20 protein-coding genes and 1 riboswitch are annotated in these 15,098 nt (G+C 38.4%); of the genes, 6 read left to right on the top strand and 14 right to left on the bottom strand.

Annotated features, from left to right (window positions below; genetic code table 11):
• Positions 1-20: 20 nt before the first annotated feature.
• Genes thiW through thiD form a run of 4 tightly spaced genes read right to left on the bottom strand, consistent with a single transcriptional unit; the run spans position 21 to position 2,923 of the window.
• A complete protein-coding gene (thiW, locus tag IHV09_RS03720) occupies positions 21-533 on the bottom strand; it encodes an energy coupling factor transporter S component ThiW (RefSeq protein ID WP_370568952.1) in 513 nt (170 codons plus the stop codon).
• A gap of 2 nt (positions 534-535) precedes the next feature.
• Positions 536-1,213, bottom strand: a complete 678-nt coding sequence (gene thiE / locus IHV09_RS03715; protein ID WP_197263651.1) for a thiamine phosphate synthase — start codon at positions 1,211-1,213, stop codon at positions 536-538.
• Positions 1,210-2,112 carry a hydroxyethylthiazole kinase gene (gene thiM / locus IHV09_RS03710; protein WP_231618117.1) on the bottom strand — a complete coding sequence of 301 codons (903 nt, stop codon included), beginning with the start codon at positions 2,110-2,112 and terminating at the stop codon, positions 1,210-1,212. The genes thiE and thiM overlap by 4 nt, the downstream gene beginning before the upstream one ends.
• On the bottom strand, positions 2,099-2,923 hold the full coding sequence (gene thiD / locus IHV09_RS03705) for a bifunctional hydroxymethylpyrimidine kinase/phosphomethylpyrimidine kinase (protein ID WP_197263650.1): 825 nt from the start codon (positions 2,921-2,923) through the stop codon (positions 2,099-2,101). The genes thiM and thiD overlap by 14 nt, the downstream gene beginning before the upstream one ends.
• Before the next feature lie 83 nt (positions 2,924-3,006).
• A riboswitch (TPP riboswitch) is annotated at positions 3,007-3,112 on the bottom strand.
• Between the two features lie 368 nt (positions 3,113-3,480).
• Between thiD and IHV09_RS03700 the strand changes: the two genes are divergently transcribed.
• Positions 3,481-3,711 (top strand): IDEAL domain-containing protein, encoded by a 231-nt coding sequence (locus IHV09_RS03700; RefSeq protein ID WP_231618116.1) that lies wholly within the window; start codon positions 3,481-3,483, stop codon positions 3,709-3,711.
• 126 nt (positions 3,712-3,837) lie between these two features.
• Here IHV09_RS03700 and IHV09_RS03695 read toward each other — a convergent pair whose 3' ends face one another.
• Positions 3,838-4,749: a DUF4349 domain-containing protein gene (locus tag IHV09_RS03695; protein WP_197263649.1), complete on the bottom strand. Its 912-nt coding sequence runs from the start codon at positions 4,747-4,749 to the stop codon at positions 3,838-3,840.
• 194 nt (positions 4,750-4,943) lie between these two features.
• On the opposite strand from IHV09_RS03695, the gene IHV09_RS03690 reads away from it, so the two are divergent.
• Positions 4,944-5,972, top strand: coding sequence for a YecA family protein (locus IHV09_RS03690; RefSeq protein WP_197127369.1), 1,029 nt, complete (start codon positions 4,944-4,946; stop codon positions 5,970-5,972).
• 67 nt (positions 5,973-6,039) lie between these two features.
• Here IHV09_RS03690 and IHV09_RS03685 read toward each other — a convergent pair whose 3' ends face one another.
• Positions 6,040-7,362 carry an APC family permease gene (locus IHV09_RS03685; RefSeq protein WP_197263648.1) on the bottom strand — a complete coding sequence of 441 codons (1,323 nt, stop codon included), beginning with the start codon at positions 7,360-7,362 and terminating at the stop codon, positions 6,040-6,042.
• Between the two features lie 156 nt (positions 7,363-7,518).
• Positions 7,519-7,692 (bottom strand): hypothetical protein, encoded by a 174-nt coding sequence (locus tag IHV09_RS03680; protein ID WP_197263647.1) that lies wholly within the window; start codon positions 7,690-7,692, stop codon positions 7,519-7,521.
• Positions 7,693-7,982: 290 nt separating this feature from the next.
• Between IHV09_RS03680 and IHV09_RS03675 the strand changes: the two genes are divergently transcribed.
• The 3 genes from IHV09_RS03675 to IHV09_RS03665 are packed head-to-tail and all read left to right on the top strand — an operon-like array spanning position 7,983 to position 9,602.
• Positions 7,983-8,294, top strand: a complete 312-nt coding sequence (locus IHV09_RS03675; protein ID WP_197127366.1) for a PadR family transcriptional regulator — start codon at positions 7,983-7,985, stop codon at positions 8,292-8,294.
• A gap of 1 nt (position 8,295) precedes the next feature.
• Complete coding sequence (locus tag IHV09_RS03670; RefSeq protein ID WP_197263646.1) at positions 8,296-8,844, top strand: HAAS signaling domain-containing protein; 549 nt, start codon at positions 8,296-8,298, stop codon at positions 8,842-8,844.
• A complete protein-coding gene (locus IHV09_RS03665; protein ID WP_197263645.1) occupies positions 8,841-9,602 on the top strand; it encodes a DUF4097 family beta strand repeat-containing protein in 762 nt (253 codons plus the stop codon). The genes IHV09_RS03670 and IHV09_RS03665 overlap by 4 nt, the downstream gene beginning before the upstream one ends.
• A 43-nt stretch (positions 9,603-9,645) precedes the next feature.
• Here IHV09_RS03665 and IHV09_RS03660 read toward each other — a convergent pair whose 3' ends face one another.
• The 5 genes from IHV09_RS03660 to IHV09_RS03640 all read right to left on the bottom strand — a co-directional run bounded on the left by IHV09_RS03660 (position 9,646) and on the right by IHV09_RS03640 (position 13,788).
• Complete coding sequence (locus IHV09_RS03660; RefSeq protein ID WP_197263644.1) at positions 9,646-10,443, bottom strand: DeoR/GlpR family DNA-binding transcription regulator; 798 nt, start codon at positions 10,441-10,443, stop codon at positions 9,646-9,648.
• A 250-nt stretch (positions 10,444-10,693) separates the two neighbouring features.
• Positions 10,694-11,017: a nucleoside triphosphate pyrophosphohydrolase gene (locus IHV09_RS03655; protein WP_197263643.1), complete on the bottom strand. Its 324-nt coding sequence runs from the start codon at positions 11,015-11,017 to the stop codon at positions 10,694-10,696.
• A gap of 65 nt (positions 11,018-11,082) precedes the next feature.
• A complete protein-coding gene (locus tag IHV09_RS03650; protein WP_197190449.1) occupies positions 11,083-12,114 on the bottom strand; it encodes a YkvI family membrane protein in 1,032 nt (343 codons plus the stop codon).
• 106 nt (positions 12,115-12,220) lie between these two features.
• A complete protein-coding gene (locus IHV09_RS03645) occupies positions 12,221-13,330 on the bottom strand; it encodes a GGDEF domain-containing protein (RefSeq protein WP_197127360.1) in 1,110 nt (369 codons plus the stop codon).
• Positions 13,331-13,506: 176 nt separating this feature from the next.
• Positions 13,507-13,788, bottom strand: coding sequence for a hypothetical protein (locus IHV09_RS03640; protein ID WP_191752768.1), 282 nt, complete (start codon positions 13,786-13,788; stop codon positions 13,507-13,509).
• Between the two features lie 208 nt (positions 13,789-13,996).
• Between IHV09_RS03640 and IHV09_RS03635 the strand changes: the two genes are divergently transcribed.
• The gene (locus IHV09_RS03635) at positions 13,997-14,404 is read left to right on the top strand and encodes a phage holin family protein (protein WP_370568777.1); all 408 of its coding nucleotides are present in this window, start codon (positions 13,997-13,999) and stop codon (positions 14,402-14,404) included.
• Between the two features lie 3 nt (positions 14,405-14,407).
• Here the strand turns inward: IHV09_RS03635 and IHV09_RS03630 are convergent, their stop codons facing one another.
• Positions 14,408-14,665: a flagellar biosynthesis anti-sigma factor FlgM gene (locus IHV09_RS03630; RefSeq protein WP_171005494.1), complete on the bottom strand. Its 258-nt coding sequence runs from the start codon at positions 14,663-14,665 to the stop codon at positions 14,408-14,410.
• Complete coding sequence (locus IHV09_RS03625; protein ID WP_197127359.1) at positions 14,662-14,922, bottom strand: hypothetical protein; 261 nt, start codon at positions 14,920-14,922, stop codon at positions 14,662-14,664. The genes IHV09_RS03630 and IHV09_RS03625 overlap by 4 nt, the downstream gene beginning before the upstream one ends.
• Positions 14,923-15,098 lie beyond the last annotated feature (176 nt).

The raw sequence follows: 15,098 nt of genomic DNA, 5'->3' as shown, positions 1-15,098 counted from the left end.
GGCCTATCTGGTGCATTTCTTCATACAGATTTTTCTTGGTTCGATCTTAGCCAGTTTTTTGCTGCAGCATTTTTATGAAGTACACGGATGACTAACAAACCGATTACTCCACCCACAATTGAACTGACTAAAAAAGGAGTGACAAAAAAGAATGCGCCAGTTTTTGTTCCTAGAAAAACTGTAGCTACTGGCACTGCTATAATAGCTCCGATGATCCCTGTCCCTATCCATTCGCCTATAACGGCAAAGACATACTTTCTTCCCTTTTTATAAAGGTACCCTGCTACAAATGCCCCGATCATTCCTCCTGGGAAAGCAAGCAATGAACCGATTCCAAATAAGTTACGCAACAAGCCGATACTAAAAGCTATAATAACTGCCGGAATGGGTCCAAGTGTCACACCTGCCATCACGTTGATCGCGTGCTGAACGGGAAACGCTTTTGCCACCCCAGCAGGAATCCAAAACAAATGAGAACAGATTGTCCCAATTGCGACCAACATCGCCATTACAGTAATCTTTTGGACAGAAATCTTCACTTACGATTCTCTTTTGCACGATGGATAGAATGAAGCAGATTAACGGAAGCGGATGTAGGATTTATTGCACCACTGATTGCTGAGATAACTGCAACACCGTCAGCACCTGCTTCAATGACCTTACTCGCGTTTTCAAGTGTGATTCCACCGATCCCAACAAGTGGGACGTTTATCTGGTTGCTGCGAAGTTCTCTGATTAAATCAACTCCTACCGGAATCTTCGCATCAGGTTTTGTGGACGTTTGATAGATCGGACCTGCGCCGATATAATCCGCACCATGTTTGATAGCATCCGCTGCCTCAGTTAGAGTATGTGCCGAAACACCTAATAGTTTACCTTCTGTTTCACGGCGTATGATATCCAGCTTTCCATCTGTCTGACCAACATGAAGGCCATCTGCATCAACCGCCTTCATCAAGTCTAGATCGTCATTCACGATAAAAAGAACATCATGTTCTTGACAAACTTCCTTTGCACGTTTTGCCATTTCTAACTGATTTTGACCACTTAAACAGTTCACACCTTTTTCCCGGAACTGAAAGGCAGTAATCCCGCCTTCGATCGCTTGCAAGAGAATACGATAAAAATCTTCTGGTGAACTGCAGTTCATCGTTCCAGCTACAAAATAAAGTGATAGATCTTGTTCTAAACGTGTTTTAGCTTTGGTTCTCATCTATTTGCCCCTTCCTTCAACATGTGATCTTGCCAGTGGATTGTTTCATGAAATATTTCATGGGTAGTCTCTAACTGAAAAAGCTGGTCAAGAAGATTTTGTTGAAAGCTTCCCGGTCCTTGAGCAGTTTTAACAGCTTCTTCTGCCGCTTTAGTAAGCATTAATATAGCTAATGCGGTTCGTTCTAAGACTGGCATGTTTACTGTCTCCTTTGTGACTTCTTTTTTCAGATTGGCTTGATATAGAGCTACCATTGAGGTAGCAAAGCATCCTGTACCTGTGACATAGGAAAGCATCGGATCACCATGAGAAAGCACGATAGCTTTTTCACCATCTGAAATAACATCCTTACTTCCAGTCATGGCGATAAGACAGCCTGTTTGCTTTGCCGCAGCACCCGCAAGCTTGATCAGATCATCTTCAGAGGTCGCCAAATCACCATCCACACCTTTTCCTTCCCAAGCCCCTTCAGCCAGAAACTGCATTTCCGCAGCATTTCCGCAAATTGTCAGAATTGTTCGGGGTCTGACCCCTTTCAATTCTGAATATTCAAATAATAACTTCTTTATGAGCTCTTGCCTGAATGATGATAGACCTACTCCTACTGGATCAAGGACAACTGGAACCTCAGCGCAAAATGCTTTACGAAGTGCGAGTATCATAGATTTTGCTGAAGCTTCATCTATTGTTCCAATGTTCAGGACTAACGCATCGGCAACCCCTACAGCTTCTTCAACTTCACATGCGTCATGCACCATCATTGGACTCCCTCCTGCTGAGAGGACTCCATTGGCCAGAAAGTTCATGGTGACATTATTCGTTATATGATGAATGAGTGGCTTTTCTGCTCTAATCTGTGAAACAAACGTTTTCCATTCTTGTATCCTAGTATTGTTCATGTGCAATCCTCCTATAGGCAAAATGATTGACCGGTCCATGACCTGAACCAACATCGATTCCATGTTCAATTGCGGTCTGTATATATTTCTTAGCATGCACGATCGCACTATCGACCTTTTTCCCGTATGCAAGCTCTGCAGCCAATGCTGCTGAAAACGTACAACCCGTTCCGTGAGTATTTTTCGTTTGAATCCGCTTCTCTACAAGTTCAATCATCTCTATGCCATTAAATACCAGATCCGAAACAAATTCACCGTTTCCAAAGTGTCCGCCTTTTACTACAACATGATCAGCACCCGAATCAAACAAAACTCTTGCCGCTTCTTCTCTAGCCTCGCTGCTGTTTATCGTTATACCTGTTAATGCTTCAGCTTCAGGAATGTTTGGTGTGACGATCTTCGCTAGCGGTAGCATACATGTTTTCATAGCATGTAATGCTTCTTCTCCTAACAATGTAGCCCCACCTTTTGCGATCATAACTGGATCGACCACTACGTTTTCCCATCCGAATTTAGTTATCATATAAGCTGTTCTCTCAATATATTCACCTGAAAAGAGCATTCCAGTCTTTATCGCATCCGGCGTCAAGTCACTGCCTATAGACACTAACTGAGCTTCTAAACCTTCTATAGAAACTGGATATACGCCTTGAACGCCTGTCGTATTCTGTGCAGTGACTGCCGTAAGGACCGACATACCATACACCTCTAACTCTTGAAACGTCTTTAGATCAGCCTGAATACCTGCACCACCGCCACTATCTGATCCTGCAATCGTAAGTGCTTTACTTACCTTTATCAGTTGTCCCATATTCATCTACCTCCTAATTCCTAATGCAAAAAAAGCCACCCGCTGATTGGCGGGTGGCTTAAAATTTCATTTCATAAAGGAAACTGTTATCCACACCGCTTCCCTACGCCAGTATGAACTGGATCAGGTTCAAAGGGTCGAAGGTCACAACCTTCTCTCAGCTTAAAATAAGCACCCCTAGCGAAAATGACATTATTGAGTTAACACAATCCTACTCATACATAAACAACAATGTCAATTATTTTTAGGTTACGTGTTTCAAAAAGTTTAACCATCTTTAAATACGGGGAAATAATAACTAACACACTATTACAACATAAAAAAAATAGAATTTAAACAATTGTAACAAAGAGCAGCGAACAGAAATAAAAATGACAAATCATTAACATTTTTCCCAAAAGGTGGTGAAAACATAGCACTTTAGATACAATGTATAATTTTTTCAGAATTTTCAAATAAAATGGTTGTCATTAGGCATCTTGCTCAGTATACTAGTAGAAACCTAGAAACATAAAAGGTTAATTGGATAGGGAGATAATTTTAAGGAGGGAAACAGGATGAAAGACAAAAACACTTCTTTTAACAAGAACCAAAATGAGATGGTGCAATACAAACAACAAAAAAGAGACCCATTTGCCTTCAGCCTTATTGCCCAAATGGTATTAGATGAGGCCCTTCACAATTATTACAAAGCGTATTATGAGAGAGAAATTGACATTGCCTTGGATACAAAAGATAAAGAACGTTTTATGAAATTAAGCGCAGAATACAAAGCGTTTCTCAGCTAGTGCTTTAAAACGGCACACCACTTAAAAGGTGCCGTAAAAGCCAAAACACCCTTTCAGCAAACGGATCATCCGTGCTGCAGAGGGTGTTTCTGACGTCCCAGTTACTGACAGGTTAACACATATCTCTTAAGACATAGTTGTCGGTGATTCCGGCTTTTTCTTTTGTTCTGTTTTTCGTCTCCGCCACCATACATAAACCACAATAATTACAATCAGCCAAATCGGTGCTAATCCTAAAATACTCACTACAATTAATGAAATCGCAGACATTAAAAAGTTTACCGTATCCATAAAAAGCACCTTCGTTTTTGCCCACGTATTTAACCCTTCTGTTTGAAGTTCTTGCGCTTTTAAATTTTTCACTTCAAATTGTATCGTAACCGTTGAGTAATCACTTTGATTTTTCAAAAAGTTTAAGCGCCCTTCTACCTGTTCTATCTCTTCTTGTACGGCAGCTAGGTCACCAGATATCTTTAATAAGTCTTCTGTCTTCTGTGCGTCCTTCATAAAAGCCTCAAGACGTTCCCTAACTTGTTGCTTTGCTTTCAACCGTGAAGTCAGATCAACATATTCTTCTGTAACGTCTTCTCCAGTAACATTTTCGTGTGGTGTTCCTTTACTTAAACTTCGAACATCATCTAAAAACACACGAAAACTTTTCATCGGCACACGAACAACCATCACACCAGATTCATCATTCTTTTCACCTATACTAGTAGTAGACTCAACCATATATCCGCCTGTCTTCTCTGCCGTTTCTCGAACAGTCTCCATCGAGCTTTGCAATTTATCCACTGCGATCATGAGATCAGCGTTATAAATTACTTTCCTTTGGTTTTTTAGTTGCTGTTCCGCTTTATCATTATCTGATTCACCATTCCTACTTCCCTCTTCTGATGAACTCTCTACCTTGGCTTCTGACTGTTTCCCACCACTATCTTGATCTATAGCTTTATCACTTTTCGAACTGCTCTCACTGCTGCATGCACTCAACAGAAGTACAGCAACAAATACCCACAATTTCCATTTTTTCCACATATCGTGATACCCCCTTTTTCGCTTAGACGCTTTTTAGAAGAAAAAGGTTTCAGTTCCCAAAAAAACCAACCTATTGAATGATTTTTTCTGAGACATTTTTGTGATAAAATAGTGTCTGATGATTTGTAGTTTGAAAAAAAACCGATTTATGCTAGTATGTACAGGATAAGTAAGTGGTTTACTGGAGGAATAGCATGTCAATGATAGGAAGAAATGATCCGTGCTATTGTGGCAGCGGAAAAAAATATAAAAAATGTTGCTTACATAAAGAAGAGCAAACACGTGAAGTATCCTTCCATCAAGAAGGACTCATCAAATATGCCTTGGAGAACTATCAGCAGGATTTAGCTGAACGTACATCCAAGTATGTGAAAAAGTACCCTGTGGCTAAAGAGCAAGAACAAACATACGCAAATATTGCAGTTTGTTGGGAAATTTTCTGCTCAGAGATTAAGGATAATAAAACGCCTGTACAACTTTATGTAGAGAAAGTGAAGAACGCTGTTAAACCAGAAGTCGCGGAAATACTAGCTGGTTGGACAACAGCTTCACCATCCCTTTATAAAGTAATTGAGCAGAAGACAGGATTCATCTTTACCGTACAGGATATTTGGACAGAAGCTGTGTATGATGTAACAATCAATGCTGCTGAAAAGCCAAAAACAGAAAGTGCTCTACTTGGAACACTCGTTTCAAACGGCATCAACCATGAGTTTTATGTTGGATATGTGGAAATGCCTATGACTGAACTTCCACCGTTAAAAGCTGCGATAGAAGATATTCAGCCACAAAGCGATGCGAACGAAATATTTAGAAGCGAGTTCCCTGCTGTACTTCAGCTCTCTTTGATTGATATTAGTGCTGGTGTGCCTCAGTCTCAACCTGAGAACACAGCAACTGGTACAACAACGTCAAGAGTTGAAAAAACGGAAGAAGCAACGGATTTGAAAGATGAAAAATACAACGCTGTAACTGAACTCGTTAAAGCGAACGCTGAGACAGAAGTTGTTGAAGAAGCAGAAAAGCTTTGGAGCGAGTACATTACAGAAAGTAAGCCTGCTATCCGTAAAGAAGAGATCTATGCGGCTGCTCTTGATTACCTCGTCTCAAAAGACATTAGAGGTATCGCTTCAACTCAAGCAGAAACGGCTAAAAAGTATGGCGTATCACCAGCTAGTCTATCTTCACGTTATCGTGAAATGAAAGAATTATTAAGCGTATAAACGATTACTTGAATAACCCGCCTATTGTTTTAGGCGGGTTTTATCATGCAAAAAAACAAGATCTCCTTTATAAGGAGTCTTGTTTTTTATTACGCTCTAGCCAGTAATAAACGGGCAGTCCAGCAACAGTTATAAAGATTGCCGTAAAACTATCAATAGGGTCGTTGAGTATAGTCGCGACAACAATATATAAAGAGCCTAAGATCGCGAAAATAGGAACGACTGGAAATAACGGTACGCTATAGACTCGCTTTTGGTCTTTATTGCGTTTACGCAGTTTAAACACAGCATAAAAAGCAAATATATAAAAGATGTAAACCGCAAATATAGCCATCTCTGATAGATAGTCTGGATCTGTAACAATCATCATCATAATAGCAATTACTACTTGCAAATACGTAGCAGCGATAGGAGTACCATATTTTTCACTGACTGAGCTGAACGTTTTTGCCATCGGAAGCTGATTTCTTTCTGCCATAGCAAAAGGAACACGTGGAATGGTTAAAATCTTACCGTTCAAACAACCAAATATGGATACCGCGATGCCGACTGCTATTAGTTTCCCGCCTAGTGATCCAAAAAGGATCGTTGCTGCTGCTGATGCAGAATTCTCTCCTAGTCTTACGATTTCTGAAGCAGGTAAAATGTGAAACAGTGCAATGTTAACTAACAGATATGCTGCCATAACGACCAAGATTCCACCAATAATAGCTTTAGGTAACGTTTTTCCGGGATCCTTCATCTCACCTGCTACGAATCCAACCATCAACCAGCCATCATAAGCAAAAAGTGTCGCTAAAATCGCTGCACCCATTGATATTTCAACAACTGCCCCACTTGAAGCATTTAAGATCTGTTCATTTCCTTGTGTTAATCCAAAAACAATGATCAGCACGATCGGAACCAGTTTTCCTATCGTAAATATATTTTGGATAAAACCTCCATACTTTGTGCCAAAGTTATTAACGACGGTGAGAAAAAGTACAGTTCCTATTCCAATCCAAGGTCCTAAGTATTCTTTCCATGAGAATAAATGAACCATTAACGAACCGAAATATAATCCTAGAGCACCGATCACCGCCGGCCCATAAATAACAGTTTGAACCCAACCACTCAAGTATCCCCAGAGCTTACCGTAAACTTCTTCCATATAGACATACAAACCACCTGTCTTTGGAATCTGCGTTGCCACTTCAGCGATCGTTAATCCGCCAGCTAACGTGATCAACCCTCCAAGAGCCCAAGCTAATAGTGCAAGGTTGGAATTTCCTGTATACTCAAGCACACTTCCAGGTTTCATAAAAATCCCTGATCCAATAACCGTTCCAATAACGATGGACATGGCTACGGAAAGCCCAATATCTTTTTTCAATGCTGTGTCTTGATTCATGTTGTGTTCACTCCCTAAAAAAAAACCAAAAAACAAAATGTCCATCTGAAAAAGACTAGTGTCACTTTAACACATACAGCATTGAGCTGTCACTACCTCGCTAAAAAGACAGTTAATTCAGTTTTTTGAAAATGTTTTCTATAGAGTCGGAAAAATTCAGAGTTCCTTTCGCCGTAATAACTGTTTTTTGATAAAAGCTTTCTCGATCAAATTATTGAGCTGTCGTTCAAGTTCCTTTTTTTCTTTTACATTCGATTCATGTCTTATTTTCTTCTTCAGTTCACGAATCATGAGCTTTTCTTCTGATGAAAAATGAGAAGAATGCAACAACGTAATCACCTCATTTCAGATTTGATTCACTGAACTTCCTTCTATTTATTAGGATAAGTTAATCTCACATCCATAACCTTTCATGTGTAATAAAATCTAACACTCTATTTCCAGATGTGAATTCCATTGTCACAATTTTTATAAGGTGTTTACTTTTGAAAGCCAAATCTTTTTATAGTCTACTTTTAAATTTTCCAAATTCAGGCTTGAGTTCATAAGATAAAGATGGTAATATTTGTTTTGACAGTACCTTGCAATAAACAGTACTAAGTAAAGTGGTGATGTATTTAGTGAACGTTCAGTTTAAAAAAGGGGTTCTTGAACTATGTGTTTTAGTTCTCACTTCACAAAAAGATCGATATGGCTATGAATTAGTGGAAGAGATATCCAAAAAATTCGAGATCTCAGAAGGTACGATCTATCCACTCGTTAGACGATTAACAAAAGAAGGCCTCTTTTCCACTTATCTTATGGAATCTACAGAAGGACCACCGAGAAAGTACTATAAGATTACAGAAAAAGGAATAGAGATGAAAGAAATTCTTGTGGATGAATGGAAGCAGTTTACAAAAGGGGTAAGCGAAATGTTAGAGGAGGAATAATGTGGACAAAAATCAGTTTTTACAGCAAATAGAAAAAAACATAAAACCACTTGGAGCTAGTGAACAAAGAGAAGTTTTAGATGATTACGAAGAATATTTTGAGATGGGTTATGAGAGTGGAAGAACAGACGAAGATATCATTAAAGGTCTAGGAAGTCCTGCCAAGATCGCCAAGGAAATCCTCGCACAAACAGAAATTACAAAAGCAGAAGAAGATCCTTCTTTAACGAATGTATTTCGTGCAGTAGCTGCAACATTGGGATTAGGCTTATTTAACCTTATTTTTGTCTTAGCACCGTTTATCGTACTATTATTGTGGCCGTTCGTGATGATCGTGATATCAGGTGCATTCCTCATATCACCAATTCTTTTGCTCATTCAAGACGGATTAACGATCAACTTCTTAAAGGATATTTTTCTTATTTTCGGTTTAGTAGGTCTAGGACTCTTATTGCTAGTAGGTTCGATCAAATCATCAAGAATTGTTTACAAGTTAATCTTAAGATACCTTACCTACAACCTGAGAATCATTAGGAGGAGATACTCATGATTCAAAAGATACTACGAACAGCTTACTTCTTAATCGGTATTTCAATAATAGGCAATGCCGTTCTATTTATGATGGGTGAATCTCCATTTAATCTTGCAAAAATAAATGAGCAAAAATCGATTGTTGCCTCCTCCATTAACGAAATTAAGATTGAAAGCAGTGTAGGAGATGTATTTGTTCTACCTCATGATGGTGATCAAATAAGTATATCGATGAAAGGAAAGACAGAAAAGAAATTCTCCGATGACTTTTCACTCTCTGTAAAAAATAATAAAAACAAGTTAACGATTCAAGCTATACAAAAAAAGAATACAAAATTGTTCTCGCTATTCTCTGGTGATTACGAATTACTCATTAAACTTCCCAAAGCTGAGTATAAACGACTTCAAGTAAACTCAGATACATCAGACATCAAGATGCACGCTATTAAAGCTAATAACATCGATCTTCAAACAAATCTAGGAGATATCCTTCTTGAAGATGTAACAGGTGTTGTGTCAGCAAAGTCAGACGTTGGTGATATCAACATAAACCTCCTTCATATAAAGAAAGATATTTTCGCTAAATCCAATCTTGGTGATATTACGATTAAAACAAAAAATGAACCCGATCAATTACGAACCGATCTTCAAAATACGATAGGTGACGAAAAGATAACGTTACCTTCTTCAAAAAATGGATCAATAGGAACAGGTGGACCACTTGTATTCCTTTCGTCAGAAGTAGGAGACCTCGCTTTAATGATGAGTAACGAATAATAAAAAGACCTCCACATTTGGGGGTCTTTTATAAAAAAGAAAATTATTCTGTTTCTGAAGCTGAGTGCTGCTGGCTGAATTCTGATTGAGCAATTACTACACTAACTCCTTGCTGTTCAATGGCTGACAGATGGTCTCTTTGCGCATCATCATCTGTGATTACAACGTCTAAATTGGAAACTGGCCCAACTTTCGCAAACGCGTTAACCCCTATTTTGTAATGTGGAAATACACCGATACTTTTACGGGAGACCATTCCAACTGCATTCATAAAAGCAGCTACTTCAGGCGTCGCCGTACTGATCCCTCTTTCAGAGATCCCTCCACCTGTTGCGAATGAAACATCAAACGAATACTGACCGATCAGATTTGTTACTAGTGCATCCGTCATATTTCCTGATCTCTTCACTTTTCCTCCGACCACATAAAGATCGATGTTATCTTTTTCGCGAAGCATTTCAGCTGTTACAAGAGAGTTCGTCACAACAGTTAATCGGTAGTGTGGAAGATGCTTTACAATCTCATGGTGCATTCCGCCTCCACTTAGGAAAATAGTATCGTTCTCTTTGATGTACTTCACAGCTTCCTTCGCTATTGCTCTCTCATACTTAGATCCTTCTCCAAAACGAACTGCGTTTGATGTAGGTCCTTTTTTTACTTCTGTAACAGGAATTGCGCCACCATGTGTGCGTTTAAGTAGCCCGTTATCCTCTAGAGATGATAAGTCCCGGCGAATAGAATCAATCGAAACTTGGAGGGCATCAGATAATTCTTTTGCAAGCACTCGACCTTCATTCTTAAGCACTTCTAAAATCTTTTCTCTTCTTTCCTCAGAAAACATAATAATTTCCTCCGTTACCTCTTATTTCCACGTGGTACTCTAATCTTATGCTGTTTCATGCTTGTTTGTCAAACTTATTTTGCATGTTTTTTCTTTATTTATAGAAAAACGAGCTAAAACAAGCAGTGCGTTAGCTTGTTTTAGCCCGTATTGATAGGAATATAGATTACGAGTATACAGCGTTGTCAAAGTATGTATTTCTGACAAATACAAATTCTTTAAATTTGTATTTGTCTGGGGTCAGACCCCTTTAGTCTTCTACCTTGATCAGGAAGAGACGCTCGTGAAAACGCCCTTGTTTTTGAGCCTTTTCCTGCCTTATCTCATCCAATTCTCTCAGAGTAAGATCATGTACTTTCGTTAATGCGATCAAGATTTCAAACAGCTCCGCCAGTTCTTCCGCAGCATCTATTTCATTTTTGACTTCTCGATATTCTTTCACACCTTCTGTTAGCGTTTTCTTCAGTTCTGTTTCGAACTCCTGATTTCCAAGAATCCGAAAAGTTCCTTTCTTCCCAGCCTGTTCAAGCAGTTCTGGTATTTTATCTCGCACTAATTTATTGTAATACGCCATCGGCTCTTTTCCCTTCCAACAATTTCACAAAATCTAAAAAAACAATCCTATATAAACGATATGCATCAAGTTAGTTTTTTAGCAGAAACAACACCTAAAAAAATAATTGCGATTATACCAAAGACTGGATACAAATAATGAAGAAGCTCAGAATAGCCTACTTGACTCAACAAGTAACTTCCTGTCATCAAAGCGATTAAGATGACTTGATTGGATAACCTAACATTTCTTTGCAATGCACCTGCAAGTCCGAAAATGTTACCTATTAATGTTGAGAAAATCTCCCCATAGATCACAATTACAAAAATATAATGTACAGCTACGCCAAGACCTCCTACTATTTCCGCGATTGGTATCTCATAACTCAATACACGCGGAACAGAATAGAGAACATAGTGGCTATTTAATAGAATAAAAGTTAATCCTAAGCCACCTAAAAAGCCGCCCCACTTAATAACCGATTCATCATTAGCTTCTCGTGATAAAGGAACAAGGACAGCTTGTGCAAGGGTTAAGTTAAATGCTGCATAAGCAAATGAACTTACAAGCCATCTCCAATCTCCAACAAAGTCACTTTCAACAAACAGCTGCCTACCTTCAGATAGATCAAACATTGATACCGACAAAACGATAGAAAAGAATATCATGATGGGGACAATCAATGAGTTTGTCCAAAGAATCCCCTCTATGCCTTTTTTCATAACTAAATAGGTTACGAGTAGTGTAAAAACAATTCCCAATTGAAACGGAAGATGAAGTTGTTCCCAAAACAATGCTCCTGCACCTGATAACATGACTCCAGTGACTCCAAAGAGCATGATCATCATTAAAACGTTGACGATTCTTGAGGCAATCGCTCCAAACAAGTATTGATTCATCTCATCAAAAGAAGTTGCACCTAGTCGCTTTGCCATAATCATTAGCTTTGTACCAATCATGATAAAAAGAAAACCACTGATCAGAATGCCGGCAAATCCAGCTGAGCCGTATCTAGTAAAAAATTCAACGATTTCTCTTCCAGTAGCAAACCCAGCACCGACAACAGTGCCGATGTAAGTGGCGGCTATCTGCAGTATTTGTTTCATTCGACTACTCATGCCCTCACCTCCATGGCCATATCTTTTACAAACATATGCATGGACAAGGATTTTAGAAGAAAAAGAAAAAACAGCAAGATATCTCTTGCTGCAAATAAGTGACTTATTAAATATGTATAGCTTCACTGTATCCTTCAGTGATGACTCTGTTCTTCCCTTGCCTCTTTGCAACGTACAAGCTATTGTCGGCACCTTCAAAGAATGCCTGTTTATGCATGCCTCTTCTGTACGTTTGCAACCCTGTACTAATTGTTATATGTTCTTCCTTAACTTCAGGGTGTTCAAGCCTTTGTATGACCAATCGTACTTTTTCTAATAAAGTAAAAGCTTCTTCCTCATTTATATCATTTAAGATAACAACAAATTCTTCTCCGCCGTAGCGTGCGACAAAATCATCTGTAGTGACATTATCTTTTATCGCTTTCGCAATTCGTTTTAAGACGACATCTCCAATTCCGTGACCATATGTATCGTTGATCTTCTTAAAATTGTCAATATCCATCACCGCTAAATGGACGGGATAATGGTACGTTTCTGCTTGAAGCAACAACACATCCATATATTCATAAAACGCCATATGATTATACAGACCTGTTAGTGCATCTGTTTTCACTTGCTTCTCCATAATTGTTGACTTAACCATTAAATCTTGATGATCTGCCTGCGCTTTGTTAAGCTCTTTCGCCATCTCATACCCTCTACTCATAATTCCAACACAGATTGCTGTTGATGTTAAGAGAATGCAAATCATAGAGACCTGATCCATGACAGCATTCATATTTCTTAAGACCGGATGGAAATTGGAGATCAGCAGATAGGTAAGTGAGCTAAGAGCAAACGACAGCCACACTTTCTTCTTTTTAAAATAAATGGTCGATATCAGCATAGGGAAAAACAGACTCGTATACATGACATACATTTCATAGTGCACGCTGATTAAAATTGCGGAGAACATACTCGCTGTCCAGATAATGATGTAATCTATGTATTTTGTTTTCTTTATAAAACTCCATTCAGCCAAACTTACCATAAAAATCAAAAGTGCTGTCGGCAGAACAATGTACATCCCAATAAATTCTTGTAATGGTCTAGATGTAAAAAAACTATTAATGACCTCTACACACACTGACACAAAGATTACAACCCAAAATACATTTATGATTTTTCGATTCCAAGCAATGTGATTTAAGTGTGCAGGCAGGTGTTTTTTCCCCAATACATTCACCCCATCTACACGTATCCAAAATCATTATAACATTTTTTTCCTTCTTTCATTTTATTTTCCTGATTATTTCTTTTTCCTTCATAGCTCTTTTTCAATAAGAATATGCACTTATACATGGAAAACGCACAGCAAGATGAACTTGCTGTGCGATTATGTCCTAACATTATTTATTTTATTTTCACACGTTTCTTTTTAGGTAGTTTATCAAGGAGCCAGCCTCTGCCCACTTCACAAAAACGAATCGGCATCTCAAGTGTCGCGAGTATCTTATCCTTTCCATGAATGGTAAGTAATCCTGTCTCATCGTTCACTTGATCAACAACTGCATTTTCAGTACCAGAGAGCGGAAACGCCCATTTGTTGTTACCAGGATCCTTAATCTTAATCATTCTTCCGTCACAAGTTACTTTGTGGCAATGTGGAGGCAAGCCTAACGTAATTTTATTCATTGCATTTCTTTCCTCCCTTTCCGGATTTGTTTCATTGTAACAGATATAGTGCGTGTCTGACTCTATATTTTTTTAATTTTTCGACTATTTAACACATTTGAAATAAAGCTTCAAAAAATTAGGGGACGAGTAGTAGGTAATCGCCAAATCGAATTGGTTTGTACAAACATATACTATACAAATTGGAGTTCAAAGGGGGAACGATCGAGTGGAAAAATGGTCCATGCTATACAACATGACTGTAGTATCATTAGGAGCAGTTGCAAGCTTCTTATTTGGTACACCAAGCATGTTATTTAAGACACTTGTCGTATTTATTGTATTAGACTATCTAACTGGTATGGCTGCTTCAGCCTACGAAGGCAGATTAAACAGCAAAGAGGGCTTTAGAGGAATACTAAAAAAAATGATCATATTTGCGATCGTCGCAGCAGCCCATTCTCTCGACCAATTGCTAGGTGGAAATTACATTCATTCCGCTACTATCTTTTTTTATTTATCCAATGAATTGTTATCAATCATTGAGAATGCAGGAAGAATGAATGTTCCGATTCCTGAGTTCATAAAAAATGCCGTTTCTCTGCTAAGACAGAAAAACGACAATCAAAATAAGTAATGTTTAATTGGAATAAAATTGTGAGATCTTTTTTGCGATCGCTTGCGCATCGATCTGGTATTCACCAGCATCAATGCGTTTTTTAATATCTAATAATTTCTTTTCTCTTATGTTTAATTGAGCATTTTCATGCAGCACTTTTGCCTCGTTAGATATGTATAGTTCGTCTTTAGCAAATGATGGCGGCTTTACAGAAGGCTGCTGATACACTTTATTCACATCATATTTTCGCTGAACGGGTTGTTGTCCATCAATTCTCATGATTTCACCTCTTCTGTGTATTGAAATGTGCCAAGCCATTTCCATTGATCATCATAATCCAAGTTGTCCAACAGTCGGAAGAACAATTCTTGTCCTGATGTATCCCATTTTACTTCGAACTCATTTCCGTTTTCTTTATCCTTACAAAAAGAATGAATCCACTGTGAAGTAAACAAGTAAGGCGTAAACTGTTCAAAGTCTAATAGATGTTTCTCTAACAATTGAATGACATCATCATGTGTAAGTTTATGCATCATTAGAATCGTCCTTTGTTTGTGGTCGTCTTAACCTGTATCTATATAATTCGGCCACTACCATTTTTTTGAGGGTATACAAATAAAATAATTCACAATTTTTTCTAATGTTCGTTATCAATACTTTCTTGCTTTATGGAGTTTTACCCGCTATACCTACATTTATAAACATCTTTCCT

This window comes from Fictibacillus sp. 23RED33, from assembly GCF_015903925.1.
Taxonomy (GTDB): Bacteria; Bacillota; Bacilli; order Bacillales; family Fictibacillaceae; genus Fictibacillus; species Fictibacillus phosphorivorans.
This window is presented reverse-complemented; position numbering and strand designations above follow the sequence as displayed.